The 24,612-nt window shown below is 58.4% G+C and carries 28 protein-coding genes, 1 tRNA gene and 1 pseudogene; 16 read left to right on the forward strand and 14 right to left on the reverse strand.

The annotated features are described in order from the left end of the window. Nucleotides 1-40: 40 nt before the first annotated feature. Nucleotides 41-3,454, reverse strand: a complete 3,414-nt coding sequence (gene putA, locus ACXAEK_RS13195) for a bifunctional proline dehydrogenase/L-glutamate gamma-semialdehyde dehydrogenase PutA (protein ID WP_475042541.1) — start codon at nucleotides 3,452-3,454, stop codon at nucleotides 41-43. 126 nt (nucleotides 3,455-3,580) lie between these two features. Between putA and ACXAEK_RS13200 the strand changes: the two genes are divergently transcribed. The 3 genes from ACXAEK_RS13200 to ACXAEK_RS13210 all read left to right on the forward strand — a co-directional run bounded on the left by ACXAEK_RS13200 (nucleotide 3,581) and on the right by ACXAEK_RS13210 (nucleotide 4,904). Next, nucleotides 3,581-4,051 (forward strand): Lrp/AsnC family transcriptional regulator, encoded by a 471-nt coding sequence (locus tag ACXAEK_RS13200; protein WP_475042542.1) that lies wholly within the window; start codon nucleotides 3,581-3,583, stop codon nucleotides 4,049-4,051. A gap of 73 nt (nucleotides 4,052-4,124) precedes the next feature. Next, a complete protein-coding gene (locus ACXAEK_RS13205) occupies nucleotides 4,125-4,712 on the forward strand; it encodes a tetratricopeptide repeat protein (RefSeq protein ID WP_475042544.1) in 588 nt (195 codons plus the stop codon). 106 nt (nucleotides 4,713-4,818) lie between these two features. Continuing rightward, a tRNA-Leu gene (locus ACXAEK_RS13210) sits at nucleotides 4,819-4,904 on the forward strand. A gap of 111 nt (nucleotides 4,905-5,015) precedes the next feature. Here the strand turns inward: ACXAEK_RS13210 and ACXAEK_RS13215 are convergent. The 5 genes and pseudogenes from ACXAEK_RS13215 to ACXAEK_RS13235 form a co-directional block, all read right to left on the reverse strand. Beyond that, nucleotides 5,016-6,062 (reverse strand): tyrosine-type recombinase/integrase, encoded by a 1,047-nt coding sequence (locus ACXAEK_RS13215; protein WP_475042546.1) that lies wholly within the window; start codon nucleotides 6,060-6,062, stop codon nucleotides 5,016-5,018. Next, nucleotides 6,059-6,268 carry a helix-turn-helix transcriptional regulator gene (locus tag ACXAEK_RS13220; RefSeq protein WP_475042547.1) on the reverse strand — a complete coding sequence of 70 codons (210 nt, stop codon included), beginning with the start codon at nucleotides 6,266-6,268 and terminating at the stop codon, nucleotides 6,059-6,061. Before ACXAEK_RS13220 ends, ACXAEK_RS13215 begins: the two co-directional genes overlap by 4 nt. Further along, nucleotides 6,269-6,559, reverse strand: a complete 291-nt coding sequence (locus tag ACXAEK_RS13225) for a hypothetical protein (RefSeq protein WP_475042549.1) — start codon at nucleotides 6,557-6,559, stop codon at nucleotides 6,269-6,271. Between the two features lie 40 nt (nucleotides 6,560-6,599). Beyond that, complete coding sequence (locus ACXAEK_RS13230; RefSeq protein ID WP_475045349.1) at nucleotides 6,600-7,121, reverse strand: hypothetical protein; 522 nt, start codon at nucleotides 7,119-7,121, stop codon at nucleotides 6,600-6,602. Nucleotides 7,122-7,251: 130 nt separating this feature from the next. After that, a pseudogene (locus ACXAEK_RS13235) lies at nucleotides 7,252-7,554 on the reverse strand (DNA cytosine methyltransferase); the annotation flags it as partial. Between ACXAEK_RS13235 and ACXAEK_RS13240 the strand changes: the two are divergent. Beyond that, the gene (locus tag ACXAEK_RS13240; protein WP_475045351.1) at nucleotides 7,447-7,683 is read left to right on the forward strand and encodes a hypothetical protein; all 237 of its coding nucleotides are present in this window, start codon (nucleotides 7,447-7,449) and stop codon (nucleotides 7,681-7,683) included. The pseudogene ACXAEK_RS13235 and the gene ACXAEK_RS13240 sit on opposite strands and share 108 nt — an antisense overlap. Nucleotides 7,684-7,887: 204 nt before the next feature. Here ACXAEK_RS13240 and ACXAEK_RS13245 read toward each other — a convergent pair whose 3' ends face one another. The 7 genes from ACXAEK_RS13245 to ACXAEK_RS13275 form a co-directional block, all read right to left on the reverse strand. After that, nucleotides 7,888-8,229, reverse strand: coding sequence for a hypothetical protein (locus tag ACXAEK_RS13245; RefSeq protein WP_475042550.1), 342 nt, complete (start codon nucleotides 8,227-8,229; stop codon nucleotides 7,888-7,890). Then, nucleotides 8,226-8,636 carry a hypothetical protein gene (locus ACXAEK_RS13250; RefSeq protein ID WP_475042552.1) on the reverse strand — a complete coding sequence of 137 codons (411 nt, stop codon included), beginning with the start codon at nucleotides 8,634-8,636 and terminating at the stop codon, nucleotides 8,226-8,228. Before ACXAEK_RS13250 ends, ACXAEK_RS13245 begins: the two co-directional genes overlap by 4 nt. Further along, a complete protein-coding gene (locus tag ACXAEK_RS13255; RefSeq protein WP_475042553.1) occupies nucleotides 8,636-9,325 on the reverse strand; it encodes a hypothetical protein in 690 nt (229 codons plus the stop codon). Before ACXAEK_RS13255 ends, ACXAEK_RS13250 begins: the two co-directional genes overlap by 1 nt. After that, nucleotides 9,322-10,023 (reverse strand): lambda exonuclease family protein, encoded by a 702-nt coding sequence (locus ACXAEK_RS13260; protein ID WP_475042555.1) that lies wholly within the window; start codon nucleotides 10,021-10,023, stop codon nucleotides 9,322-9,324. Before ACXAEK_RS13260 ends, ACXAEK_RS13255 begins: the two co-directional genes overlap by 4 nt. Before the next feature lie 403 nt (nucleotides 10,024-10,426). Next, entirely contained in the window at nucleotides 10,427-10,795 is a 369-nt protein-coding gene (locus ACXAEK_RS13265; RefSeq protein WP_475042556.1) for a hypothetical protein, read from the reverse strand. A gap of 206 nt (nucleotides 10,796-11,001) precedes the next feature. Continuing rightward, a complete protein-coding gene (locus ACXAEK_RS13270; protein WP_475042558.1) occupies nucleotides 11,002-12,303 on the reverse strand; it encodes an nSTAND1 domain-containing NTPase in 1,302 nt (433 codons plus the stop codon). A 77-nt stretch (nucleotides 12,304-12,380) separates the two neighbouring features. After that, on the reverse strand, nucleotides 12,381-13,304 hold the full coding sequence (locus ACXAEK_RS13275) for a S24 family peptidase (protein ID WP_475042559.1): 924 nt from the start codon (nucleotides 13,302-13,304) through the stop codon (nucleotides 12,381-12,383). A 92-nt stretch (nucleotides 13,305-13,396) separates the two neighbouring features. Here ACXAEK_RS13275 and ACXAEK_RS13280 point away from each other — a divergent pair, with 92 nt between their 5' ends. Further along, the gene (locus ACXAEK_RS13280) at nucleotides 13,397-13,852 is read left to right on the forward strand and encodes a hypothetical protein (RefSeq protein ID WP_475042561.1); all 456 of its coding nucleotides are present in this window, start codon (nucleotides 13,397-13,399) and stop codon (nucleotides 13,850-13,852) included. Between the two features lie 165 nt (nucleotides 13,853-14,017). Here ACXAEK_RS13280 and ACXAEK_RS13285 read toward each other — a convergent pair whose 3' ends face one another. Beyond that, nucleotides 14,018-14,482 carry a hypothetical protein gene (locus ACXAEK_RS13285; protein WP_475042563.1) on the reverse strand — a complete coding sequence of 155 codons (465 nt, stop codon included), beginning with the start codon at nucleotides 14,480-14,482 and terminating at the stop codon, nucleotides 14,018-14,020. Nucleotides 14,483-14,810: 328 nt separating this feature from the next. Here ACXAEK_RS13285 and ACXAEK_RS13290 point away from each other — a divergent pair, with 328 nt between their 5' ends. The 11 genes from ACXAEK_RS13290 to ACXAEK_RS13340 all read left to right on the forward strand — a co-directional run bounded on the left by ACXAEK_RS13290 (nucleotide 14,811) and on the right by ACXAEK_RS13340 (nucleotide 24,476). Continuing rightward, complete coding sequence (locus tag ACXAEK_RS13290; RefSeq protein ID WP_475042564.1) at nucleotides 14,811-15,077, forward strand: hypothetical protein; 267 nt, start codon at nucleotides 14,811-14,813, stop codon at nucleotides 15,075-15,077. Continuing rightward, nucleotides 15,077-15,289: a hypothetical protein gene (locus ACXAEK_RS13295; protein WP_475042566.1), complete on the forward strand. Its 213-nt coding sequence runs from the start codon at nucleotides 15,077-15,079 to the stop codon at nucleotides 15,287-15,289. Before ACXAEK_RS13290 ends, ACXAEK_RS13295 begins: the two co-directional genes overlap by 1 nt. Continuing rightward, nucleotides 15,286-15,672: a hypothetical protein gene (locus ACXAEK_RS13300; RefSeq protein ID WP_475042567.1), complete on the forward strand. Its 387-nt coding sequence runs from the start codon at nucleotides 15,286-15,288 to the stop codon at nucleotides 15,670-15,672. The genes ACXAEK_RS13295 and ACXAEK_RS13300 overlap by 4 nt, the downstream gene beginning before the upstream one ends. Further along, nucleotides 15,672-16,580, forward strand: a complete 909-nt coding sequence (locus ACXAEK_RS13305; protein WP_475042568.1) for a hypothetical protein — start codon at nucleotides 15,672-15,674, stop codon at nucleotides 16,578-16,580. Before ACXAEK_RS13300 ends, ACXAEK_RS13305 begins: the two co-directional genes overlap by 1 nt. Further along, nucleotides 16,577-16,789 carry a hypothetical protein gene (locus ACXAEK_RS13310; protein WP_475042570.1) on the forward strand — a complete coding sequence of 71 codons (213 nt, stop codon included), beginning with the start codon at nucleotides 16,577-16,579 and terminating at the stop codon, nucleotides 16,787-16,789. Before ACXAEK_RS13305 ends, ACXAEK_RS13310 begins: the two co-directional genes overlap by 4 nt. Beyond that, a complete protein-coding gene (gene nusG, locus ACXAEK_RS13315; RefSeq protein WP_475042572.1) occupies nucleotides 16,786-17,394 on the forward strand; it encodes a transcription termination/antitermination protein NusG in 609 nt (202 codons plus the stop codon). Before ACXAEK_RS13310 ends, nusG begins: the two co-directional genes overlap by 4 nt. A 362-nt stretch (nucleotides 17,395-17,756) precedes the next feature. Continuing rightward, nucleotides 17,757-18,764: a helix-turn-helix transcriptional regulator gene (locus ACXAEK_RS13320; protein WP_475042574.1), complete on the forward strand. Its 1,008-nt coding sequence runs from the start codon at nucleotides 17,757-17,759 to the stop codon at nucleotides 18,762-18,764. A gap of 300 nt (nucleotides 18,765-19,064) precedes the next feature. After that, nucleotides 19,065-22,610, forward strand: a complete 3,546-nt coding sequence (locus ACXAEK_RS13325; RefSeq protein ID WP_475042575.1) for a Calx-beta domain-containing protein — start codon at nucleotides 19,065-19,067, stop codon at nucleotides 22,608-22,610. A gap of 363 nt (nucleotides 22,611-22,973) precedes the next feature. After that, nucleotides 22,974-23,465 carry a terminase small subunit gene (locus ACXAEK_RS13330; protein ID WP_475042577.1) on the forward strand — a complete coding sequence of 164 codons (492 nt, stop codon included), beginning with the start codon at nucleotides 22,974-22,976 and terminating at the stop codon, nucleotides 23,463-23,465. Further along, on the forward strand, nucleotides 23,410-24,273 hold the full coding sequence (locus tag ACXAEK_RS13335; RefSeq protein ID WP_475042578.1) for a hypothetical protein: 864 nt from the start codon (nucleotides 23,410-23,412) through the stop codon (nucleotides 24,271-24,273). The genes ACXAEK_RS13330 and ACXAEK_RS13335 overlap by 56 nt, the downstream gene beginning before the upstream one ends. Beyond that, a complete protein-coding gene (locus tag ACXAEK_RS13340) occupies nucleotides 24,258-24,476 on the forward strand; it encodes a hypothetical protein (protein WP_475042580.1) in 219 nt (72 codons plus the stop codon). Before ACXAEK_RS13335 ends, ACXAEK_RS13340 begins: the two co-directional genes overlap by 16 nt. Nucleotides 24,477-24,612 lie beyond the last annotated feature (136 nt).

The following is a 24,612-nucleotide window of genomic DNA, read 5'->3' on the forward strand; positions in this document are numbered from 1 at the left end:
GCCGGAAATGGCCCAGCGTCAAGTGCTTAGCGCTGAAAGCTCAGGCCATACCGCCTAGCAGTTGCGCGTTGCCGCCTGAGGCAGTGGTGTCGACGCAGACGTGGCGTTCTGCCAGGACGCGGGCGCGGTCGGGTTTGCCTGGGATCAGCGGGATGATGGGGCCGTCGCGCTTGGCCAGCCACTGCTCGATTTCACGGCCGGTGGCCGCATCGCCCCACCACAGCACGCCGGCAATGCCCTGGATCGCCTCCAGCCGGTGCAGGTCGAAATGCCCATGCGCCTCGATCGCGGTGCCGCCCAGGCTGATGACCTCCTTGGCTTGTTCGGCTGCCGCTTCCGGCCCAGGTCCCATACACAGGATCGGCGGACGGGCAGAGACCGTCAGGCGGTTGGATTCACCGGTCGGGCCGGGCAGGGAGGTGGTCACCGGCCGCGCAGGCACGCCGCTGGTGCCCGGCAGCTCGGCAAAGGTGGTTTCCCACTGGGCGCTGCTCTGCTGCCGGTCGGGCGCGCAGAAACGGCTGAGATAGTAGGGGCCGCCCGCCTTGGGTCCGGTGCCGGACAGGCCCTCGCCGCCAAACGGCTGGCTGCCGACAATGGCGCCGATCTGGTTGCGGTTCACATAGATGTTGCCTGCATGCACCCGGTCGCAGACATGCTGCACGCGGTCGTCGATCCGGGTGTGCAGCCCGAAGGTGAGGCCATAACCGGTCGTATTGATGTCGGAAATCACCTGGTCCAGTTCTTGGGATTTGAACCGTGCCACATGCAGGACCGGGCCAAAGATTTCCTCTTCCAAGGCGCCGATGCCGGGCACTTCGATCATCGTGGGGGCTACAAAGGTCCCGCCTTGCGGCGCGCGCATTTCCTTGAGTACGCGGCCCTCGGCGCGGGCCTTGGCGACATGGGCCAGGATGCCCGCCCGGGCGCTCTCGTCGATGACCGGGCCGCTGTCGGTGGACAGGTGCCAGGGATCATCCAGATGCAGGCAGTCCATCGCCCCTTTCAGCATCGTTAGCACGTTGTCGGCAATGTCGTCCTGCAGGTAGAGGCAGCGCAGCGCCGAACAGCGCTGGCCGGCCGATTGAAAGGCGCTTTCGATCACCGACTGCACCGTCTGTTCCGGCAGGGCGGTGGAATCGACGATCATCGCATTCAACCCGCCGGTCTCCGCAATCAGCGGTGCGCCTGGCTGCAGGTTGTCGGCCATTGCCTTGCGGATGCGCATGGCCGTGGCGGTGGAGCCTGTGAAGGCGACACCATTGACCCGCGGGTCAGAGGTGATGGCGGCACCAACCACGCTGCCGCGGCCCGGCACCAGCTGCATCGCACTGCGCGGCACGCCTGCCTCATGCATCAGCTGCACGGCACGGTGGGCGATCAGAGGCGTCTGGTCGGCGGGTTTGGCCAGCACCGCGTTGCCTGCGGCCAACGCGGCTGAGACTTGGCCGGTGAAGATTGCCAGCGGGAAGTTCCACGGCGAGATGCAGGAGAAGATGCCCGCAGGCGGATCGCTGGGGATACGGGCGGCATAGTAGCGCATGAAATCCACTGCCTCGCGCAGCTCAGCTACGGCATCGGGGATGGTCTTGCCGGCTTCGCGGGCGAGGATGGCAAACAGCTCGCCATAGTTTTCCTCATAGAGATCGGCGGCCTTGTTCAGGATCGCCGCGCGTTCTGCCGCCGGAGCATCCCAGGGGTCGGCCAGCGCCAGAGCCAGCTCGATGTCCTCGGGGCTGCACTGGCTGACGGTGCCAACGGTGCTGTGATCGGCGGGGCTGGTCACGTCCTTCGCGGCTTCGGGCTGGGCGTCGCCTGCCAGCAGCGGCGCGGCCTGCCATTGGTGGCTGCGCCAGGGCGCGCGCGACTCTTCAATCCGCACCAGCGTCGGAGCATGGCCAAGGTCAAAACCTTTGGAGTTCGGACGTTCCGGTGCATAAAGCTCCGGCCCTGTCGGGATTTTGCGGGTGATGTCTGCGACAGCCGCAAACGGATCAGCGGCCACGATGTCGGGCGAGACATTGTCATCCACGATCTGGTTTACAAAGGATGAGTTGGCGCCATTCTCCAGCAACCGGCGCACCAGATAGGCCAGCAGGTCGCGATGGGCGCCAACGGGCGCATAAATCCGGCAGTTGGTCTTGTTCTGCTCCAGCACCATCTGGTGCAGGGTTTCGCCCATGCCGTGCAGGCGCTGGAACTCGTACCGCTCATTGCCGATGCCGTCAGCCATATGCAGGATGGCCGACACGGTGTGCGCGTTGTGGGTGGCAAACTGCGGATAGATCCGGTCTGTCAGGCCCAAGAGCTTGCGGGCGTTGGAGATATAGGACACATCGGTCAGCGGCTTGGAGGTGAAGACCGGGAAACCGTCGACACCCTCGACCTGGGCGCGCTTGATCTCGGTATCCCAATAGGCGCCTTTCACCAGACGCACCATAAAGCGGCGGTCGTATTTTTCGGCCATCTCATGCAAGGCATCAATCGCCAGGCCGGTGCGGGGGCCATAGGCCTGCACCACCACGCCAAAACCGTCCCAGCCCGACAGCGCCGGGTCAGAAACAACCGCGTCGATCACCTCCAGCGACAGCGACAGGCGGTCGGCCTCCTCGGCGTCGACGTTAAGGCCCATCTTTGCGGCCTTGGCCAAGAGAGCCAGCGCCTTCAGCCGCGGCACCAGATGTTCCATCACGCTCTCTTCCTGCGCCAGCTCATAGCGCGGGTGCAGGGCTGAGAGTTTCACCGAAATGCCCGGGTTCTTGCGGATGTTGTCGCTGTTGCAGGCCGCAGCAATGGCCGAGATCGCCTTGGAATAGGCCAGATGATAGCGGGCGGCGTCGGCTTCGGTACGGGCAGCCTCGCCCAGCATGTCATAGGAGTAGGTATAGCCCTTGGCCTCCATCCCCGCGGCGCGGTCCATGGCACTTTCGATGCTCTCACCCAGCACGAACTGGCGCCCCATTTCCTTCATCGCACGGCTGACGGCAGTGCGGATCACCGGCTCGCCCAGCCGTTTGATGGCACCGCGCAGGGCGCCGATCGGGCTGCGTTCCTCGTCCAGAACCTTGCCGGTCAGCATCAGCGCCCAGGTCGAGGCATTGACCAGCGAAGAGGTGGATTTGCCCAGGTGCTTGCCCCAGTCCGAGGGCGCGATCTTGTCTTCGATCAGCGCATCGATGGTGTCGGCGTCCGGCACCCGCAGCAGTGCCTCGGCCAGGCACATAAGTGCCACACCTTCATCGGTCGAGAGGCCGTATTCCGCAAGGAACACCTCCATCAGACCCGGTGCCGAATGGCCGCGGATGTCGCGTACCAGCGCGGCGGCGTTGGAACAGATCTTGGCGCGGTCTGCATCGGTGAGGGCGGCCTGGGCCACCAGATGATCGCGCATCGCGGCTGGATCGGCATAAGTGCCGGCGTCAATCCGGTAGCGCAGTTTGGTTTGAGCGGTCATGCAGGGAACTCCACAGAATGCGTGCAGGGCTTTTGTTAAGAGTACACCCTTTCATTCGGGACATTCGCCCGAAAATATGAGATATGCAGTTTGAACCTAGAAAAATTACAAGAAATGGCAGTCCATATGAGCTTTTCCGGTATCGACAGTTTCGACCGTGCGATTCTGAATGTCCTGGCGGAGGACGGACGGATCTCCTTTGCGGATCTGGCCCGCAGGATCGGCCTGTCCAAAACCCCGACCCAAACCAGGGTCAGACGGCTGGAGGCTGAAGGTATTATTACCGGCTACCGCGCCTTGGTGGACCCGATCCGGCTGGGGCTGGATCACGTGGCCTTTGTCGAGGTGAAGCTGGACGATACCCGGGAAGCCGCTCTGGCCAAGTTCAACGCGGCGGTCGCCAAGCTGCCGGAGATTGAGCAGGCGCATATGATGGCTTCGCACTTCGACTACCTGCTCAAGGTGCGGACCCGCTCTATGACCGATTACCGCGCCGTGCTGGGAGAGAAGATTTCCTCTCTACCGCATGTGGCGTCCACCTCCACCTATGTGGCGATGGAAGCTGTGAAGGAAGACGGGGCGCTGGCCCCGCTGTAGCTGCCGCCGGGCAACTGCAAGGCCAGTTGACTTGATCCAGCCAGCAAATCTGCCAGCATAGGAGGCATGGTTTATGTCCTGCCCCGTGCCCCGCACCGCCTTGGCCTTTGCCTGGCCTTTGCCCTCCCGGTTTCCGCCTTGGCCGCCCGGCTGCCCTGCCGCCCCGGATCACAGCGCGCCGCTGGAGGGGCTGCTGGCTGACGTTCAGGCGGCCGAAACAGAGGCCCAGGCGCGCGATATATCAAGCCGGATGTGGGAATATTGGGCCGATGCGCCGGATGAACTGGCTCAGGAAATCCTGAACCGCGGCATGACACGGCGGTCGGCCTTTGATTTTCTGGGGGCGCTGGAAGACTTTAACCAACTGATCGCCTATTGCCCGGACTATGCCGAAGGATACAATCAGCGCGCCTTTGTGCATTACCTGACCCGGGATTTTGCGGCGGCGCTAAAGGATCTCGACCGGGCACTGGAACTGTCGCCGCGCCATATTGCGGCGATGAGCGGCCGGGCACTGTCGCTCTACGGGCTGTCCCGGATCGAGGAGGCCCGCACCGCCCTTGCCGAAGCGTTGGCTCTGAATCCCTGGCTGCCGGAACGTCATCTGGCGGCGCCGGGCGGCCCTCTGTCGCCAAAAGCGGGCGGCGGCACAGAGTTGTAGTGCTGCCCGGTGTTCGGGAAAATTCCTGGCCGGCGCCAATTACCGATTGTCCGCCAGAAAACAGAACGCTAGACCTGCGGCTAGGCATCCTGTGGCGATGCAAGGTGCCCGCGTGGTGGAATGGTAGACACCGGAGACTTAAAATCTCCTGGCCGTATGGCCGTGCCGGTTCGAGTCCGGCCGCGGGCACCATTGATTTCAAAGGGAAAAGCTTGATTTCTTGCGGTTGGGGTTTTCTGCGGAATTGCGCGACTCCCACACCTTACTCCCACAGTCACGTTCTGTTCCTGTTCTGGTCTCGCGCTATGTCCGGCGCTGCTGGGCGGATCGGGACAGGGCCTTGCGGCTGGCGCGGGCGCGATAATAGGCGACCATTTCGGCGCTCTGGTTCGTCACAGCCTGGATCTCGGCGTCACTGCAGCCCGCTTCTGCAAGCCTGATGATCGCCAGCTTGCGCAGGCCGTGCAGCACGTATTTCGCGGCCTTCGGCCCAAGATTGTCCCGCCACGCCCGGAACGCTTTGGAAACGGCCCAGTAGCCCCGCGGCTGCGTCAGGTTCTTCGCCAGCACATAGGCGCCTTTGCGCGGCGCTGAGGCGATGAAAGTGCGCAGATCTGCCGGGCAATAGACCTCCATCCGCTCGTCGTTCTTTTCATCGAGAACACTCATCCAGTCGCCGTCGAAGTCCGAGAATTTCATGGTGATTGCGGCATTCGGACGCTGGCCGGTGTTCAGGATCAGGATTGCAGCGGTGCGCACGTCCTCTGGAGCTTCATCCAGCTTGTCCACCATCCACTGCGGCCACGGCTCGTATTCGCGCTGTTTGCCGTAGTGGTCAACGCCCTTCGTCGGGTTGTCGCCAAGGGGCCAATCCAGCTTGTGTGCGCCATAGTTCCACAGGAGGCTGACGGTTTGCAGGAAGCGATCAGCCTTGCGCGGCGTCTCTGACAGCTTGGCATGGGCGGCGCGAATGGCTGCCTTGGTAGTGCGGCGCACGTCCTTGTTGGCATTCTTCTCAAGAATGCCCTCCATGTCGCGCCGGTATGTCTTTTTCGTGCCCTCGGACAGCTTGCCTTGCACCCGTGGGTCTTTGCGCCAGGCGTCTATCAGCGCGCGCCATGTGTGTTTGGCCGGCGCTTGCTGTTTCTCGTGCTTACCTGCCGCGCATTCCCAATAAAGCGCATCCAGGCGCTCCGCATCGCCCTGCCAGTCCAGTTTCACAGCGCGCTCCCGGCGCTTGCCGCCCTCGGTCCATGTGATCCGGTGGTATGGCTCCCAAACGTCGCGGCGCTTGTTCCATTTCCACGCCAGGTGCGGCTTGGTTATCCTGGGCTTGGCAGGCTTTCTCACAGCTCGAAATCCTCGGCAGGTCGGGCGGCTTCACCGCTCAGAATGGCCCGGAGATCATCCGTGCGCCAGCGCTCCACGCCATCGGCCAGCCGGACGGGCCGCGGCAGTGCGCCGCTGCTCACCAGCTTGCGGAAGCGGGAAACGGACAGATCGAGATACGCAGCAGCGTTGGCTTCCCGAAAGGCTGCCGGCTCATGCTTTCCCATCTATTTCACCTCCTGTAGTGCGGCGTTTCGAGCTTCTGCTGAAGCGGGCACGGCCAGCGCTTGCTCCATGCGCTCCAGGGCCTTTCCAGCCTGCCTGGCGCCCGATGGGTCGAACTGGTTCCGGCTTTCGAGGAGGCTCAGGTTCGTCTGCGCAATACGGATTGCTGCCTCCAGCTGTGCCCGGGTCGGCGTGGTGGGAGCTGGCGGCGCGGTTGGCTTGCGTCGGGGCGCAAGGGCGAAGGCGATAAGGCTTCCAGCGCCGATGGCCATTCCTGCGATGAACTCAATCATAATGCTTCCCCAATATTGTTGGTTTTGGTGAACTGCGGCATCACGCTTTGGAACGCCCTGATGTATTCTTCCGCCGGCTGCGGACTAATTGCATTGCCGTAGCCCCGCAGGAGCCCCACTCGACCGGATACCCCATGAGCCAGCGGGAGTGTTCCGGGTTCAGCTGGCCGCCACTTTCCATCCCGGCAGAACAGCCAGTCAGAAGTTCCCCAGAAGCCGTTAAGCGGGCTGGCTGCGGGTTCTCGTGAAGCTCGGCCATCACTGTCATGCCTAGGGTCATTCCGAAGCCGTTCCCGTTGTAACCCTTCCGCCTGCACTCGCTCCTGCGCTCCAACATTCGGTTGACGTCTTTTACCTCGAACTCCTGCGCCGCCGGTGTCGGCCAGCCGCTGAGAGGTGCCGTCTCTGACAGCCCCATCATCCCCGGGCGCGGAGAGACATTGCCGCCTTTGATCGCATCCGTTGCCGTGCAGGTCGGCCAGCCCGCCAGATGCACTTGCCGCCCAAGCTGATCCATTCGATTGCGTGTCGAGCCGTCCGGGTTTGTCCCGGTCTCCGCCATTCCGCCAGTGTCCTTCCAGTCGCGCGCTGAAGCCGTTGACCATCCGACCTGCGGCAGGTCGCAGATCGTAGGCCCCGAAAAAGGTTCTTTGGCGGATGTGCGGCGCGCCGACGCCCGCAGCCGGGATATCCGACGCCCCAACGGCGTAGTGTGCTGCTTCCAGGCGATCCGATAGATCGTCGAACCACGCCCACTCAGGCGGGCGGGCAGGGCCTCGTTTAGACGCTCCTGCAGCCTTTCCGAAGACCGCCGAGCTTGCGACCTGCTCGCCAAACAGCACTGGGGGGCGGGCGTCCCGCACCAGTCTGATAAAATGGGGGGCAAGGTGACGCTCGTCGTCTCTGCCGTCACCTCTTCCGGCAACACTGAATGGCTGGCAGGGTGGCGACCCGGTCCAGACGGCTCGATCGTCAGGCCATCCGGCGCGCCGCAGGGCGCAGGACCATCCCCCAATGCCGGCGAAGAAGTGGCATTGAGCAAATCCAGAAAGTTCATCTGCTCGAACATCCAAGATGCTCCTCTCGTCTACCTCGCCTGGTGCAATCAGGCCTGCCTTTATTAGCTCCCGGAGCCATTCAGCGGCGCCTGGGTCGAATTCGTTGTAATAGGCCCAGCTCGGCATTTTTCCTCCGGGAGAGTGGGTTTAAACTGCGTCTTGAAAGCAACCGGGCGGGTATTGCGGCAAAGAGAGTGAACCAGGTCTGGCAGGTTTCTGGCAGGCCGCGGGGTGCGGCTGCTTCATGCTGGTTCGGGTGCCCGGTTGCTGTCAGGGCGCAGCGTTGATGCGATCCTGGGTGGCGGCGATCCAGTCGCGGTCTGAGCCGTACCATTCGACCCAGAGCGCGCGGTCGCGGTGGATGGCGATCTTGGTTGTGTCAAAGTCGCCCTGGTGGTGGCCGTCGCACAGCGGGATGGCTTCGTGATCCGGTACGCGCTCGTTGCCGTGGCGCTCGCAGATCGGGTGATGGGCTGTGGTCGGCGAAAGCTGAGTGAACCCGAAAGCTTCGCAAATACAGCAGGGTAGGGCGCGTACTTTGCGTAAATGCTCCGGGTTCGGTTTGGCCTTGAGCTGCTTGAGGCCAAGCGGGCCGCGGTTCATGATGTTCATTTCGCCACCTTTAGCCACGGGTCAAAGCCCATCTCCGAAATGAACCGCAGCTGCGCCTTGCGGAAGTACTGGGCGAACTCGCTCTCGTTCATCTTGCTGAAAGCTGTGGACTGCACGCGGATCTCCCATTGCCCGGTCAGAGGGCTGAAATACTCGTCGACATAGCCGCAGTATTTCTTGAGGTCGGCGTGCAGGCGCTCAGTCGTCGGCCAGACGTCGCAATGCTCTATGGCGGTGTGCAGGCCCGCCCAGTAGGCGGAGTTCCGGGGCAGGCCGCGGCCCTTGCGGGGCTTGGCCGTCAGAACCTGGCCGAGCACCAGATCCTCCAGCATCGGCGCGCTGTGCCGGCCGTAGGACTCAAGGCCGCCCGGCGTTTTGATCAGCAGGATATCGGGAGTCTTGTCCATTACGCGGCCTGCTCGTTGGTGCTGAACGGATCATCCTCGGTCACCGCGTCGTCATCCTCAGCCGCGGCCAGGTCGGCCTGCACTGCCATCTTCTGCAGCGCGTCGAGCTTGATCTCGGTGCCGGGCAGCAGGCCGTTGACGACTTTGCGCGCCCAGTTGTCGTTGGCTTTGACCTTCTCGCTGTTCCACCAGGCGGTGAAAGCAGCCTTGCCGTGTTTCGCTGCTTTTTCAGCATCCTGCAGGACGGCGTTGATTTCCTCGGCAGTCGGCTCGGCGGGCATCTGCTGCACTTGAGGTGCTGCCAGCGGCGTGACCGTGTGCTGCTTCTTCTTGCCCCGCGTTTCGGCGAGAAAGAACGACTGCGGCGCCTCCATGTGCGAAAGGTGCGAGATGCGGATGCCGCCGACCTTCATGCCGCCGTACTTCACATCGGGATCGAGATAGAGCGTCATGGAGCGGCCGATGTAAGCGGAGCTGTCGTCACCCCAGACGCGGATCAGCAGCCGACGCATGGTCTTGCATGGCTTGAACGGCTTGCCGTTGTCGCCTTCGAACTGGATCCAGACGGGCTGGTCTTCGGAGGTGTTCACCCTTACGCCAGTCACGCGGATAGTGCGGTCGCCACCGATCAAGTCATCGGCGTTCAGCTGGTCGGACTTGGCGGCGATGGTGTGCAGAATAGAGGTCACAGGATCATCCCTTCATAGTCGATACGTTCAGTGGGGGTGTAGACAGAGGCATTCGCTGTGGCGGCGCGGTATTCCGCGATGATACCCTGCACGTTCTCCTCAAAGGCGCGGGCGGCCTCGGCAATGGCCGCCTGATAGTCAGGATCCGGCACGACGCGATGCACCATCATCGGAAGGCCGTGTGAGAAGCTGATGAAGTCGCACCAGTCCCGGCCGGACAGCAGCAGGCCGGCCTGCACCTGGGCCATGTATTCCTTGGGGATGCCTTCGCCGCGCTCGCGGGCGGTGATGCTGGCGATGTGCAGATGCGGGTCGCGGCTCTTCACCTCGATCAGCCCGTCAGCGCCGACCAGGCCGTCAGGCGAGTAGCCGAAGTACGGGAAGCGGTCATTGGTGATGAAACCCACCTCGATCACGCTGGCGTATTTCTTGGCATAGAGGTCGCGGGCAACTTCCTCGTCGATATGGCCGCGCAGCATCTTCTCGGAGGTGAACGGATCTTCCTCCGGGATGCCGGTGATGCGCTGCACTGCGATCTTGTTGGCCAGGGCGCGGGTCTTGTCGTTTGCCGCCAGCTTGAGGGTCGGCGTCACGATCTCTTTGACTGCGCTGGCTGTCAGCACACCGCAGCGCAGCTGGTGCCATTCATCGCTGCCTTGCTCTGCGTTGTGCAGCTTGACGGGTGAAAACTGGTTCATGTCTCGCTTCTTTGGAAAAGACCCCCGGCGGCGCAGAGTTGCGGCAATGCAGCCGCCGGGGGTGAGTAGGGCGCCAGGACGTAGGACAGGAGGCGCCCGTCTGGGGAGGTTCAGGGTGTCTGATGCCACATGGTGCGCAGCGTCTCGGCGTGACCGGTTAGCTGGGCACCGATGGAAAGGGCGCCGATTGCCATGCAGGCCCAGAAGAGGACGTGCATTGCGGTGTGGCGGCCGCGGCGCGGGCGCTGCAGGGCAGGGTGTGCCCATGTGCTTGTGCTGAAGTTGTGATCGAGCCCCCGGCGAGCCGTTCGTTGTGAGTGGTGGCGCTTGGTAGCGCCCGCCGGGGGCGAGCCTGCTTCCTTGAGGAGTGGCTCAACCTTGGGTTTAACTTGTTTCATGAAAATCACTCTGCCGCAATAGCCAAAAGCGGCTCAGCTGCGCGGAGGAGGGCGGCAGCGTCAAACTTGGCGCCCTCGTCATCGTAGATGTTCTCGAACTCGGCCAGTTCCTCAGGGAAAGCCTCTTCCTCGAAATAGGCCTCGATGCGGGTCACCTCTGCTTTTCCAAAGCGCAGGGCCAGCTCATTGCGGCTGTAGAGCATGTCATCGACCAGGGCGAAGGCGATGGAAGCGAAGACCTCCCAGCCGCCGGCCTCACCGGTTTCCGGGTCAGCCGGCACGCGGGAAGCAGTCCAGCAGAACTCGGCTGAACCCTCGAAGTCCTCGCCGCTGCGATCCGTCAGTTCGATTTCCTTGAAGGCCGTGCTGTGCATCTCGGTTCTCCCTTTGCTGAGAACCAAGGTAAGGGGGATAATTGTCCCCGTCAAGTGATGGTGGGGATAATAGTCCCTATTGAGTGTTTCGCCAGGATGAGACGGTCGTGACTTCTGTCACTTTTCGCGTTGTGTGCGCAACGAAAAACCCCGCCGGAGCGGGGGCTGTAGATGTGTGCATAGTGCTCAAACTTATGAGGCTGATTTCAGTCTATCCCGGAAAACAGATCCTGTTGGCGAGTGGGGCCATACTTTTTCTCTATCTCAGGGCCGATCAGTCCAGCTTCTTTTCCTTTTAAGAGGACGTATGGTTCAGCTAAAGCCTCTCGAAATCGAAACTTGAACTGGCGTTTGTTTCCCAGCTTCTCCAGCATTCGGCCGCGCTCATATGTTGTAAATTGGTCTAGGTGATACGAAAACGCTGGGACGTCGTAGTCCTTACCAGTTATGTCCGAAAGAACTTTAGCTACGTCCTTAGCGAAGAAGCGCCCGATCGTATCCTTCTTTACCAACGCACATGAAACAAGGACTGGGAGGTAGATGTTGCCGCTACGCTCGGAAAAAATCGCGTCTTCGAAGTTTGTCCTGATTGTGCTGTTGCTCTCACCAATGGCTCGCTCTTCAGCATCCTTGATTACTTCCCTGTCAATCAGAGCAGTCTTTTGGTCGCAGCAAGACTGACAAGCATGCAGCCCAATCAAGTGAGCGTAGTGCGGCAAGCCTTTGCAAAGAAACACGCAGTCCCAAAGCGCGTCTTCGGTGATCTTAAGGCCAAGCCGTTTCACTCGAGGGTGGATGACATCGATGATCTCTTGGTCGCTCATTCTTGGCATTTCGACCTGGGCAATTGCACGATCGATCAATTCATGACCCTCAATTAAGTCAGCTACGTTGTCGGCAATGCCAACTACGAAGAAAGTAACGTTCGCTCCCTCGTCGCTAACTAGTTTGATTGTCTCGGCAATCTCTTCTTTGACGCTTTGGGAGAGGATTTTATCCAGTTCATCGATGACAACGATTGGAGTTGCGGCAGCGGAAAAGCTCTCAAACTCAAGCAGCACGTCATCGGCGGTAATTGTCTTGTTTTCATACAATTCAGATAGCTTCTGCATCTGACCTTCTCGCTCGACACTGATCCGCTTAAACACCTTAAGGAAAAGGGAGGAAAATGTATCGTTGGCTACTCCTGCAACCCGTACATACTGTATCTTGTTCGCAGAGCCGTCTGCGACGAAGCGGAACACGTTCACGAGGGATGATTTGCCAACACCGCGCTCACCGTAAACGACAGCGTGGCTTCCTGGTGAGCGAATGCGTTGAGTTAGCTTTTCAATCTGTTTGATGCGACCGGCGAAGAGTTCACTCTCTTTAATTGGGGTGCCGGGGGTGAACACTTGTTCGCACTCAAACCTAACTGATTGCCAATCATCTTCTGACATCTGGTTTGGGTTAAGAAAGCCGCTATTCGTACCGAGTGGGAGGTTGCTCGTAATATTTGAGTTGTTCATCTGTCGCCCTTAAAATTCCAAAATAGCGCTAAATAGAACCTTGGTCGCTGTCGGGTTGGATTGATTTGGCAAGGATTCTACCTTTTGTTGGCCAAATCAGCTGGCCAGTGCAGGCGAACCCTCGCCGCCCACTTGAGACGCTTGTTCCACATAGTATTTGCGCCTGGGTTCAGTGAAATCAGATGAAACAAACCTGGCTCGTCACCCGCTTTGACCTGCTTCACCCATCCCATTCCGTCCTCGTCCTCGCACACGCAGCGATGCCCGACCACATCTGCTGGCACGCTGTCATGGCTATTACGGGTGTAGAACAGCAGATCTCCGGCAGAATAAACCGGTTCCATGCTGTCGCCTTCAACCTCGACTGCCACAACGCTGTGAGGCGATAGGCCAGGTGGGCACTTCACCTGCGGGCCGTCGCCCTTTTCGTAGGCGTCGAATACCGGAACCTTGGCGCCAGCGCCTACCTTGCCAGCGATGGCAATGGCAGGCGCGCTGTCAAACTCTCCCGCCATGAAGCTCTCTAGGCTCACCCCAACAGCGCTTGCCAGCCTCAGTGCGTCCTCAGCATTGGTCGTGAGGGTCTTGCCCTGATTGATTTTCTTAAGCTGCTCGTACGACACGTCTGCCTTTTCCGCCAATTTCTTGAGGGAGAGGCCGGAGGCTTCGAGTGCTAGCGTGAGTGCTTCTTTGAACGAATGCGGCATAAGGTGACAATAGTCCCTACCACACTTTGGAAATAGGAGAGAATTGTCCCTTGCGTGGAGGGGAAAATTATCCCTATAAGTGTTCATGACCATCCAAAAGCTCATATCTGAAATTGAGGCGTTTGCCCGCAAGAGTGGGATTGCGCCGGCTACCGTGACCAGCAGGGCGGTTGGGAACAGCCGTCTGTATAAGCGGCTGAAGGGCGGCAAGAGTTGCACAATTGACGTTGCCGAGCGCTTGCGAGCTTTCATGAAGGCAGAGACCAAGAAGCGAAAGGCGCGCCAATGATCCATGCCCCTGCTTCCGGTGATATGCCTTCTTCCTCTGCACGCTACCGGTGTAGCGCGCTCATCCCCCAACAACCAAAGCAATAAGGTTCCCGAGCATGGCTGACCCCCGCGCCCAAGTTCACGCCCTGATGCGCAGCTTGGTATCCCGTCACTTCAAGACACAGCACTCTGCCGCGAAGGAGATGGCAGACTTCTGGCATGAGACCGGCAACTGCGGTGACAACTACAACCCCGCTGATCTGTCCATGAAGATGAACGGCTCCCGCCAATGGACAGCAAGCGACGTTATGGCGCTTCAGGCCATCACCGGCAGCCGCCGGGTGACCGACGCCATGAGCGAAGCGCGCCAGGCAGAAGTGCCGGCGAACCCGCTCTCAAATCTCCAGCACGCCCGCGAATTGATCAAGCAGGGCGGGGAAGGGGCGAATGCCCTCATGGCTCTGGAGGAGGGCGGCTGTCGTGAAGAGGCCCGCGCCGAGCTGGTGGATATCGTGGAAGCTGCGAGTGCCGCGATTAAGCACATCGATGCGCAAGCGGAGGGCCGGGCATGAGCGAGGGCACCAAAAGCGACATTTTAGAATGTTCGCCGCTAGTGGACCAAATCCGCGATCACAATGAGCAGATTGATCGCATCAAGATGGAAGCGCGGGCTCTACGAGACTTAATTAGTCGCCATTCCCGCGCTGTTTTCTTGAGTGGCAGTCCAAACAAGACTTTTAGCCGGGGAAGCCGTCTATGAGTTCAGCTAACCGCAACTGGGCTTTTTGGACGTTTTCGTTCTCTGAGCCATCCTCCTTTAGCCACTTTACTGTTCTGAGGCCCTCCAGCGCAGCGGCTTCTGCTCCTTCGGATCTGCTTTCGAGGACCTTCAATACGCAAGCGAGGGCCATTTCTAAGGCGCTGATCCTTTCGGCTTGTTCGAGGATCATCTCAGTTGTTGGGATAAACTCCTCGGAGAGTTTCTTCTGCCCTTCAAGCAATTGCTCCGTGGCGGCGCGGCTTTCCAGTGCGGCGGTCCCAAGTCCGCCTAATATAGGGATTAGCGCTCCTGCGGTGGCAGGTGCGGTAACGTTGCCGTTTGCCAGGGATGCCATTGCACCCAAAGCATCTTCCAGCTCGAGGCGGGTGCGCCCCTGTGGGTCCTTTACCAAGATATCATTTCCTTTGAAGTCGTGTTTCATTGGGGATGTAGCGGGTTGTCGCTCTGCGAAAGCGCAACCCGCAGTTGTTGCTAGCCCGTCGCCGCGCCTGCTGCAAGCGATTGGGCTGACCTATCCGGCCGTGGAGCTTCCGGCCCCTCCCTGACCCCTTCTCAGCACCCTTGAACCCCCAACAGAGGCAGTGGTCAGTCGAGCAGTAGTTAAAGAGCCGGAGCGTGATTTTTACCGGCCCAGATTGACCCCCTGAATTTGAACTGAAGACGGCGAGATTTTCGCCGGATTGGCGCGCGGCGCCAGACCCTCTCAACGAGTGAACCCGTCCTTAAGCACAGGAGGAATGCCTATGCCTATGAAAGATCCAACTCACCAGAACCTTGATGGTGGCGACCTGACCGCGCGCATCGCTGCGACAAAGGCGGGCCAGTGCACCTGGGCGCGGCCGGATCTGAACAAGCGTTGCACCGCCTGCGCTCACTACCGCGACGGTGAGGTGATCAAAGGCAAGAACCAGGGTTTCGGGTTCTGCGCTCTGGTAAAGGTTCATACCAAGAAAAGGGGCAAGCTGTTCGATGGGGTTGCAGCCTGGGCCTGCGGTCAGTTTGCGAGCAAGCACTGATGGCCGACGAACATCTGAAAGCTATTCCCGGCACCGAAAGCGGCTTGCTCACCTTCCAGATGGATCGGGCGGGCTATGAGCTGTTTGAGCGGCTGCTGAAGCGGTCGGTTCCGGCGCGCTCTGACGACGCCGGCACATTCAAGCAGGCGAAGGACCGGGTAGACGGCGCATTCTTTGCTGGCGCCTCTCAGATGGGGTGGCTCCGCAAATGACTGCATTGATCCGCCCGACCTCCTTTCATGCAGCCGACGCGGCCAGTGCTTGTACACCACCAACCGGTGTACAGGCTGACCCGCTGGACCTGCTTTTTCTGCGCCTGGAACGGGAGCAGCAGGCCGAAGAAGCGGCTCAGGACCGGGAGGCTGAACGCCTTGCCACCATGATCGGCGACAACGGCGGCCCGCCGCTGGTCGAGCCTTTCGGGATCGATGCCCCGTGGTTCCAGTTCGCCAACGGGGAAGAGGTTGAGCGCCTGGCGAAGCTGCATGTTCGCATCGAGCGCCGCAAGCTGATCCTCTCTGAGGACGTGAACGAGCGGAAGAAAATCATGAAATGCTGCATTCGCAGGATGCGCAGGGCCGCGGGGAAGAACTGATGAGCGTCGAAGTTATGACACTCGTTAAACGCCGCAAGGTCGGTGACAAGACCATGAAAAGCGTTCTTGCATACATGGCTGACTGCGCTAGCGAAGACGGGTCCGGAATTTGGGTCAGCAAGCCCAACATGCAGGCGGACCTTGAGTATGGCAGCGTGCGCAGTATCCAGAACGCAGTGAAGGCGTTGCTCAGCGCCGGGCTGATTGAAGAAGTTGGCAAGCGGCCCTGTAAGAACGGTTACACCTATGAATATCGGATCGTGATTGAGGCTGTTCTTCGCCTCCCTTCGACCCGCAGCACCCCTCTGGAGACCCCCGCAATAAATGCAGGGGTTCCCCAAGATGTAGGTCAGCAGGCACAAGATATAGGGGGTGCAATAGATGCACCCCTGCAGCAGTTGCACCCCACCCCTGCAGCAGTTGCAGGGGTACCCCCGCAGCAATTGCACCCAAACCGTCCTAAGAACCATCAAGGAACCTATTGCGCGGCTGACGCCACGCACCAGGGCGAGTTTGATTTTGGATCTTTCTTTGACCGGGTTTGGCGAGCTTGCGCGAACAAGGACAACTGGGCTGCAACTGAAGCGGCGGTCAAAGCCCTGGTCGATGCTGGCGAGCAGCCTGGCGATGTGCTCGCAGCGACTGATGCCTACCGCAAGCGGGTGGCTGGATATGACCAGCAGCGGATCAAGCTCAGCCAGAACTTCTTTGCCGATGACTTCTGGCGGGCGCATGTGCCGGCGCCATCGGTGAAGGCGGATCCGAAGAAGGTGCTGGAGGCCCGAGCGGCCGATATCCGGGCCCGTAAGCCCTGGGCCCACACCATCCTCCCCAGCCAGGCCGGGGAATGCATCCAGGCAAACCTCATCACAGCGGCGGAATGCCAAGCAGCGGGGATCAACGTTTGAGCAAGATCGACAGCAAATACGAGGCCGGCCGTTTCGCCATCGAAACGCAAGACGAGCGGGACGCCGAATTTATCCTGGAAGTCATCATGCAGCGCCAGCGCTACGCGGTCAGGACACGCGATGAGCTGGCCAGCGCAATTTCACGGGTCAGGGCAGGGCACCCGCTCCGCCACAAGAGAACAACCGGGCAGAAGAGGAACCACGCATGACCTGGTATCTGGGCACCACCACGACCAAGAATGTCACCCTGCCACGCCATCTGCATTTCGAAGTGGACGCGGGCGGAGAGAGCGAGATCATCACCCAGGAGCGCGGTGAGTTCGCCGTAGAGCGGCAGCTGCGAGCCCTCGGGATTGAGGCATTCGCCCCGCGCAAGATCGAATTCAAACGCCAGGGCAAGAAGCGCCACGCGGAGCCCGTCACCAGCGCCTACCTGCCGGGCTACCTTTTCGCGGACATCCCGCCTGAGCTTTTCGCCCAGGCTATCCAGAGCCGCGGTCTCAACCCCTCACTGATGATGGTGGCGCCGAAGGAAGTGGAGAAACACGTGCAGCCCTTCTTGAGCAAAGTCGAGGAGGAGAACGCCGAGGCGCGGCGCATCATTGATAGCCGGGACCGAGCCGCCATTTGCCAGTTTGAGCCTGGTGCCGCGCTTGAGGTGCTGGCAGGGCCGTTCATGGGGCGCATTGTGAGCTTCGCCGACATGGTCCAGGCGGCCCACGATATGCACCCTATGATCGAGGCACGGGCGGAGATGTTCGGGCAATCGGTTCGGGTTCAGATTGACCCGCTGGCCGTGAAGGGGGCGGCTTGAAGAGGCGTTTCCTATCCCCCTCTATCAAACTTCGCTGTCGCTTCCAGCATGACTCTAATAAGCGAAACACCGACAGCCAGGCTGTTTCCGTCGGACACGCTTGTCGTGAGTTGCTCGCCTCAAAATGGAGATTCGCAACGTTTTGAGAATCCCGCTTTTGGGGCTATAAAGATTGTATCTCCTGCTTGTTTTGCACGTTTTTGGGGGAGGTGAGTGCGAGTATGGATAGTAATTTATTTCCGACAGTCGAGCAATTTTCTAAGCTCACGACGACTCTGTTTTCTGCCGCTATGGGGGAAGTGGGGTGGGACTGTTTCTTGGGCGAGCTGACACGACAGTCTGGAGGAGTTTGCACCCACCTAGTGGGGTACGACTACGAGGCAGACACCGCTGCAGTTGCAGCTTACAGCGGCTATGATCCGGCATTCATGGAGGACTATGCCAATTACTATGAAGCGATAAACTGCTGGGCACCTGGCTTTGCCAAACATCGGGCCGGAGTAACGGTTGATTGTGAAGCAATGTGCCCGACGAACGAACTGCTAAAGACTGAGTTCTACAACGACTGGTTGCGACCGCAGGAGGAAATTATCCAAGGTGGCGGAGCGCTGTTGTTCAAGGATGATACGCGTGTATTCGCCATTGGTGGCAATATCCGCTACCGTGATGCAGACAAGATAAAGCAAAACTGGCTTCGTATGGTCGATCTGCTGTTACCGCATCTGCAGCAGGCGTTTGAAATCAGGCGAGCGTTGGCGGGCAGCCGCCTGGAAACCGCACTTACTGCCCAGTATGGCATGCAGAAAGTGCCCGCGATAGCAGTGTTGTCCGAGACGGGAAAGATCGTCTTTGCCAACTCTGCGGCGCAGCACATGATAGCTTCTGGACATCCTCTTTGCAGTGACCAGAAAGGAAATCTTACGTTCGGGTGCGGAGCAGAGCAGCAACAGATAAACCAGAGCTTTCTTCGGTTTAGGCTCTCAGGGGTTGAGCAGTCGTTCTCAGCGGCGATCACCCCTTCTGTGGGTGGGCCAGGTTACCAGATGCGCTTTGTTAAGCTCACGCCTGAGGCAAAAATTGCTCTTCCCTTAGATGCAACACTTGGTTTTTCGAGCCGTTGCACAGTCCTTCTGGTCAGCGAAGCACAATCAGTCGAGAAGACAACGACTTCGCTTCAAAGGAGATTTGGCTTGACCAAGGCGGAGGCTGAAGTTGCAGTCATGATAGCTGACGGAAACCCGATACGGGCTGTTTCAGATCAGCGTGAGGTGAGTATTCATACCGTGCGAAACCAGGTTAAGGCTGCAATGTCGAAACTTGGGGTGAACCGTCAAGTTGACCTGGCTCGTCAAGTTCGAATGTTCATCTAGTCCATTTGGGTCATGAAACCTTCTATTAGACAGACCATCATTTCTAAGCGTTCTCCCATCCAAAACTCCGACATCTGGTCGGTTTTTGGATTAAGAGCGGGACTTGGATTTAGTGTGTTAGTTTGTTGTCGGGGCGCAGGTTACTTTACTCGGTCAATCTACAATACAGGGCAAGCCCTTAGTGCTACTAGCAGCGCTGCTAATAAGCCTCTCTCTTTTAGGAGTTGGTTGAAGTACGTCCCAGTGCGGTGGTCCCACCATTTCGAAGCTCCGGGACACATAGTGACGTGAGGAACGAGTATGCAGTTCATCGGGCCGGAATTTTTAGCTAGCTCAGAAGCAGAGCGCCAGCAAACTTCTTCCACAGTCACAGCTCTATCCGACGGGCGATTTTTGGTTACCTGGTTAGAAGAAAACAGTAATTCACTTGCGGACGTTAAAGCCAAGATATTCACTGCAGATGGAAAACAGTCAGTTGACGAGTTCGAAATAACTGTAACCGAGAGTTTCGGAGAAGGTGGAGTGTCGATTGCCTCACTTCCCAATGGGCGATTTGTTGCGGCTTGGCATGCTGCTCGTGTTTTGGACAAGCCAGAAGTGCGCAGTCAAATCTATAACTCTGACGGCACCGTGTTCGGCAACAATTTTCAAGTCGGATTTTCAGGAGACGGCAGCCAGTCCCAACCATCTGTAACGGCGTACGGTGATGGTGGGTTTATCATTACTTGGCGGGAGATTGACAGCGCAGATGGCAATTTTGACTCCCGCATCAAAGCTCAGATATTCGGCGCCGATGGAAAAATGGTGGGAAGTGAAATTCAAGTTTCGCAACGCACTCAGGATTTCGCGGACGGTCCTACAACTGCTGAGCTCCCAGATGGTCGTTTCGTTGTCGCTTGGACCAAACCTCAATTTGAGTCATACGCTGTTTTTGCTCAAGTATTTCTGAGAGATGGTCAAAAATCAGGGGAGCTGGTTCGGATAGATGGCACTCCTGGCACTTGGAAAGCGAATCCTAAACTCGCCTCGCTTCCGGACGGAAAGTTTGCCATTGTCTGGGGGGAGAGTGGCCTTGGAGATGAAGTTGCTTCAGGGTTTTACGTGCGAGCCCAAATGTTTAACGCTGATGGTCGCAAAGTTGGCGACCCATTGCAGATTAGCGATCCGAATAACACTGCCGACCTTGATGCGTCGATATCAAGTGTGAATAGGGGCCGATTCCTTATTTCGTGGGGGGAGTACGATAACAAGCGACCTGAAAATGGGCACGATGTGCATGCTCAGCTGATCAGTGCGGACGGAAATAAGCTAGGATCTGATTTCATCGTTAACTCCACAGTGGTCAATAACCAATTTTTTTCTTCGGTTGATACGCTTTCAGATGGCACGGCTTTGATTATGTGGGCTGAATCTGACCAAGGCTTCCCATACAGAATACGGGGGCAGCTTGTGAAGGTGGAGAGCGAGTTGCCAGAAGTGAACGTGGTTGGTGCGCTGCCTGCATCTGAAGGTGATGGCCAGCAAGGTGATGAGGCTAACTATCTGGAATTCTTCATATCTCTGGACCAGAAGCCGACAGAACCCATAAAGGTTGCCTATACCACCATCGACAATACTGCCAAAGCCGGTGAGGACTATGTCGCCACAGATGGTGAAGTTGAGTTTGGCCCCGACGATACACTTCAATCCGTATTTGTAGAGATCATTGGAGACATCGAAAGAGAAGAAGACCATAGAGTTGGCTTGGTGATTACCGGCGCAACCACTGCTTCGGGCGAACCGATAGCGATAGGAACAGACACGGAATTCGGTGTAATTCGGGATGATGATATTTCCATCGCGATAACCCCGCTTGATTTGAGCGGCGGCCCTAGTTTTATCGATTTTTTAGAGGGGGGTGGCAAAAAATTCGTAAAGATTGAAATTAGCAAAGCCGTAGATTATGAAGTAATTATAGATCACGAGTTGTCGCACCCAGAACTCGAAGAAGATGTTGACTTTGAGCAACTTGTGTTGAAAGCGGGTAGAACCAGCGACATTGTTCCTCTCGGCGTTGCAATCTCTGACACTTATCGGCCAGACCACCCAGATCGCTCCTATATAGAGAACAGTTATGAGCAAAGCTCCCTTCAATTTAGTGCTGTGGGGGGAGGAAAGGCTGTTCATATCTCTGAGGGGGCTGAAATTAATTTTCGCATTGAGGATGAATGGCATAACAAAAGTAATGAAGAAATGCTTCTAAGCGCCAACGCTTGGAAAGGCTTCGTTAATGAGCTTTCTAAATCTTCGGAATATGTGTCGACGTTCTTTATATTTCTTAATGGGTTTAAAGAACATCCGCTCACAAAACCCATCAGCCTTTTCTTGGATGTCGCAACTATTGGCGTCGACTTGCAGGCCGCAACCACCACCTTTGGCATTTCTTCCGCGAGCGCTATGGAAAAGTTTCTTTCCACTGAAGTAAGCGACGTCAATGCTAGAATTGGTGCGCAGAAAATACTGTCCAGAGAGCTATACCAAGCATACGAGGACTACTATACCGAGGTCACAGATACGACCGTTAAGTTCCTGTTCAACGCTGGAAAGGTAGCAGCTGCTGCGGGTATCCTTACAGCTTTGGCAGCCTCATCCCTCGCCGCCATTCCAGCTCTCGCAATTGGCGCAACTGTGATTGGATCTGCAGCATATTTGGACTATGACAGCACGATTCAGGATTTTATCCAGGACGCCACGGGGAGAATTTTCCGAGAGGCGGTCCCATATTCTAAGTTCGAAGATGATTTTGTTGATCATCCTGACCTTCAGTTGCCGCTCAGTACAACACCTGAAAGCATAGATCTGCCTGTCGGGCCGCAAGTGATTAATTCAACACTTGAAGAGTTCGATGGGCTAAGAATAGATAACTTTGGAGTTGATGACACTTTGGTAATCTCCGGGGTGAACTTTGACCAACGTGCGCTCAAAGTCACTTTCGGCTCCGCAATCCTGGACATAGATATTGATCTCGACGGCGAAACCGACAGCACAATCATTCTGGAGGGAGACTACGAAGGGGCCGAGTTCGAGGTCGAAATCGTCGGAGAAAATACCGAGATCACTCTAGCGGACGAGGAGATTGCACCTATTGAAGGAACTAACGGTCCCGATAGACTGTACGGAACCGATGGCCAGGATGTGATTTTTGGCAGGGCTGGCGATGACCAGCTGTTCGGATACGCCGAGGATGACAATCTGAAAGGCAACGGTGGGGACGACACTCTATTTGGGCACGACGGCAGAGATGTGCTTCGAGGAGGTTTTGGCGCCGACATTCTGTTTGGAGGCACCGGAGAGGACAACCTTGATGGAGGACGGCAGGCAGATACGCTTAACGGCGGCCGAGGCTCAGACACTCTCGATGGCGGGACTGGCGCCGACGTTCTCAACGGTGGCAGAGGAACGGATGAACTCCGCGGCGGACGCGGAGCAGATTCCCTCTTTGGCAACAAAGGAGCGGACGTGCTCAATGGTGGGCGTGGGGCCGACAATCTCAGAGGTGGAAGTGGTTCCGACTTACTTATTGGTGGGCGCGGTTCAGATACACTTGTTGCTGGGAAAGGAAGCGACACTTTGTTCGGAGACTCGGGAGCAGACGAGTTCTTTTTCCGCAAAGGGTTTGGGAATAATGAAATCGAAGATTTCGATTTGAGTAGAGATATTATTTCAATCGGTGCAGGAGCGCAGAAATTTAGTGCGCTAGAGATAGAGGATAGCGCCTCCGGCGCGCAGGTTTCTTTCAAGGACGTGACGGTTCTTGTGAAAGGGGTCGAAGCGCTTGATCTGACGGCGGACCATTTTGTCTTCTGACAACCCTTTTTGAGGTGCGGGTTTTCTCTTTTTATCGAGTATCTGCGCTCGGCATCTTGATGCGACCACAATATGTGGTAAGTTTCAGTAGATAACCGAATTGCGCGTGTATCGCATGGCTCCGGGCCGGCCACGTGGCGTACCTGACGGGATATTCAGGAACAGGCGGAGCTCAAGGGCTCCGTCGCTGACGCTTTCATTGCACCTAGAGCTTGCTGGGCTGACAGGCGCAGAGTTTCTCGCAAATCCGCATTCCGTAGATGTTCCGGGCGCAGCCTTTCTCTCGGGCATTCCTCCCACTCCTGCTGTTCATCCAGCCGGGGCATTTACCGAGCGCTGGTAATTCAACTTCAGGAGGCCGGAATGGCTGACGATCTCACGCCGAAGCAAGAGGCCTTCGCGCTGCACTTCTTCGAGCATGGGAACGCAGCGGAGGCCTACCGGCAGTCATACGACGTGGAGGAGAATGCCCGAGATTCTTGGATCTATGTCGAAGCCTGCCAGCTGTTGGACAACCCTAAGATCACCCTAAGGCTCCAGGAGCTTAAGGAGCAGGCCAAAGAGCTTTCCATTTTCAACCGCCATCAGGCGCTGGATGAGTTCGAAGAAGCTCGAAAGCTTGCAATCAAGCTGGGTGCGCCGTCTGCGGCGGTGTCTGCTGTAAACGGCAAAGTGAAGCTGTTCGGGTTGGAGCCGAAGCGGAGCGCTCGCATTGAACACACCGGGTCAGACGGCGGCCCCATTCGAACTGCTGATGAGAGCAAATCCGAGGCTGAGTTGATTGAGCAAGCACAGAAACTTGGCATCGATCCAGCGGCTCTTGGACTTGCTGGAGGCGCAGAAGAAGAGGACTGACCTTGCACCGGGCGGCCCGCTGCTGCCCTTCGCGACTTGGTTCTTTCCTGAGCGAGAGGGGATGGCCCTCCTGGTGGGGCCGCATCACCGTGTGCTGTCCCGCACGCTGGACCGGGTTCTCCGGGGGGAGATTTCCCGGCTGATCATCACGCTGCCGCCCGGGTACACCAAGACCGAGTTCGCGGTGGTGAACTTCATTGCCAAGGGCTTCCAGATCAATCCGAAGGCACGGTTCATCCATGCCACCTTCTCGGATGATCTGGCGCGCGAGAACAGCGATAAGGTGAAATCGCTCATCGAGACAGAGGCCTTCCAGGAGCTGGCCGAAGTTTCGATCCGGACGGACAGCAAGGCCAAGGATCGCTGGAAGACGGCCGAGGGCGGCGGGCTGCTGGCAAAGGCGGCCGGCGGGCCGATTACCGGTTTCCGGGCCGGGTACATGGACAAGGAAAAGTTCACCGGCGCGCTGGTGGTGGACGATCCTCTCAAGCCGGATGATGCCTTCAGCCCGAAGAAGCGGGAGAATGTGAATCGGCGGGCGACCAACACTTTCCGCAGCCGCCTGGCGCACGAGGGCGTGCCGATCATCGCCATCATGCAGCGCCTGCATGACGATGACTTTGCCGGCCATCTGCTGAAGGGCGGCACCGGCGAAGTCTGGCATCACCTTGATCTGCCTGTGCTGATCGAGCCCGGCATGGAATATTGCCTGCGATCCGGGCGGCGGATGGCCTGCAGAACGTTGTTTCTGGCATGGGCACCAGCCGGGACAAGGCCGCGGGGGCTGCCTATGTGCTTTCGCTGCTGACCGAGGATCAGATCGAGGCGGCCTACCGCACCTCCTATCTGGCTCAGCGGATCATCGACGTTCCGGCCGAGGACGCCGGGCGGGAATGGCGGGAACGCGACCAACTATCCCGAAAGCTGGAGGAGCAAGCCTATGCGGAGCCTGTTGCTGTGGAGCGCTGCCTTGGCCCTGACAGGGTGCGGCGGCTTAACGCCATCCGTTGACGCGGTGGACCCATGCGCTGATCCGGTGCATGTGCCGGCGGGGTGGCTGAGCGATCAGCAGATCGAAATTCTGTGGGGCAGGGACCGCCGCGCGCTGCTGGATTGCGGCGGCAAGGTTGAGACCCTGTCAGGTAGA

This window comes from Leisingera sp. ABM4_101, assembly GCF_056158725.1.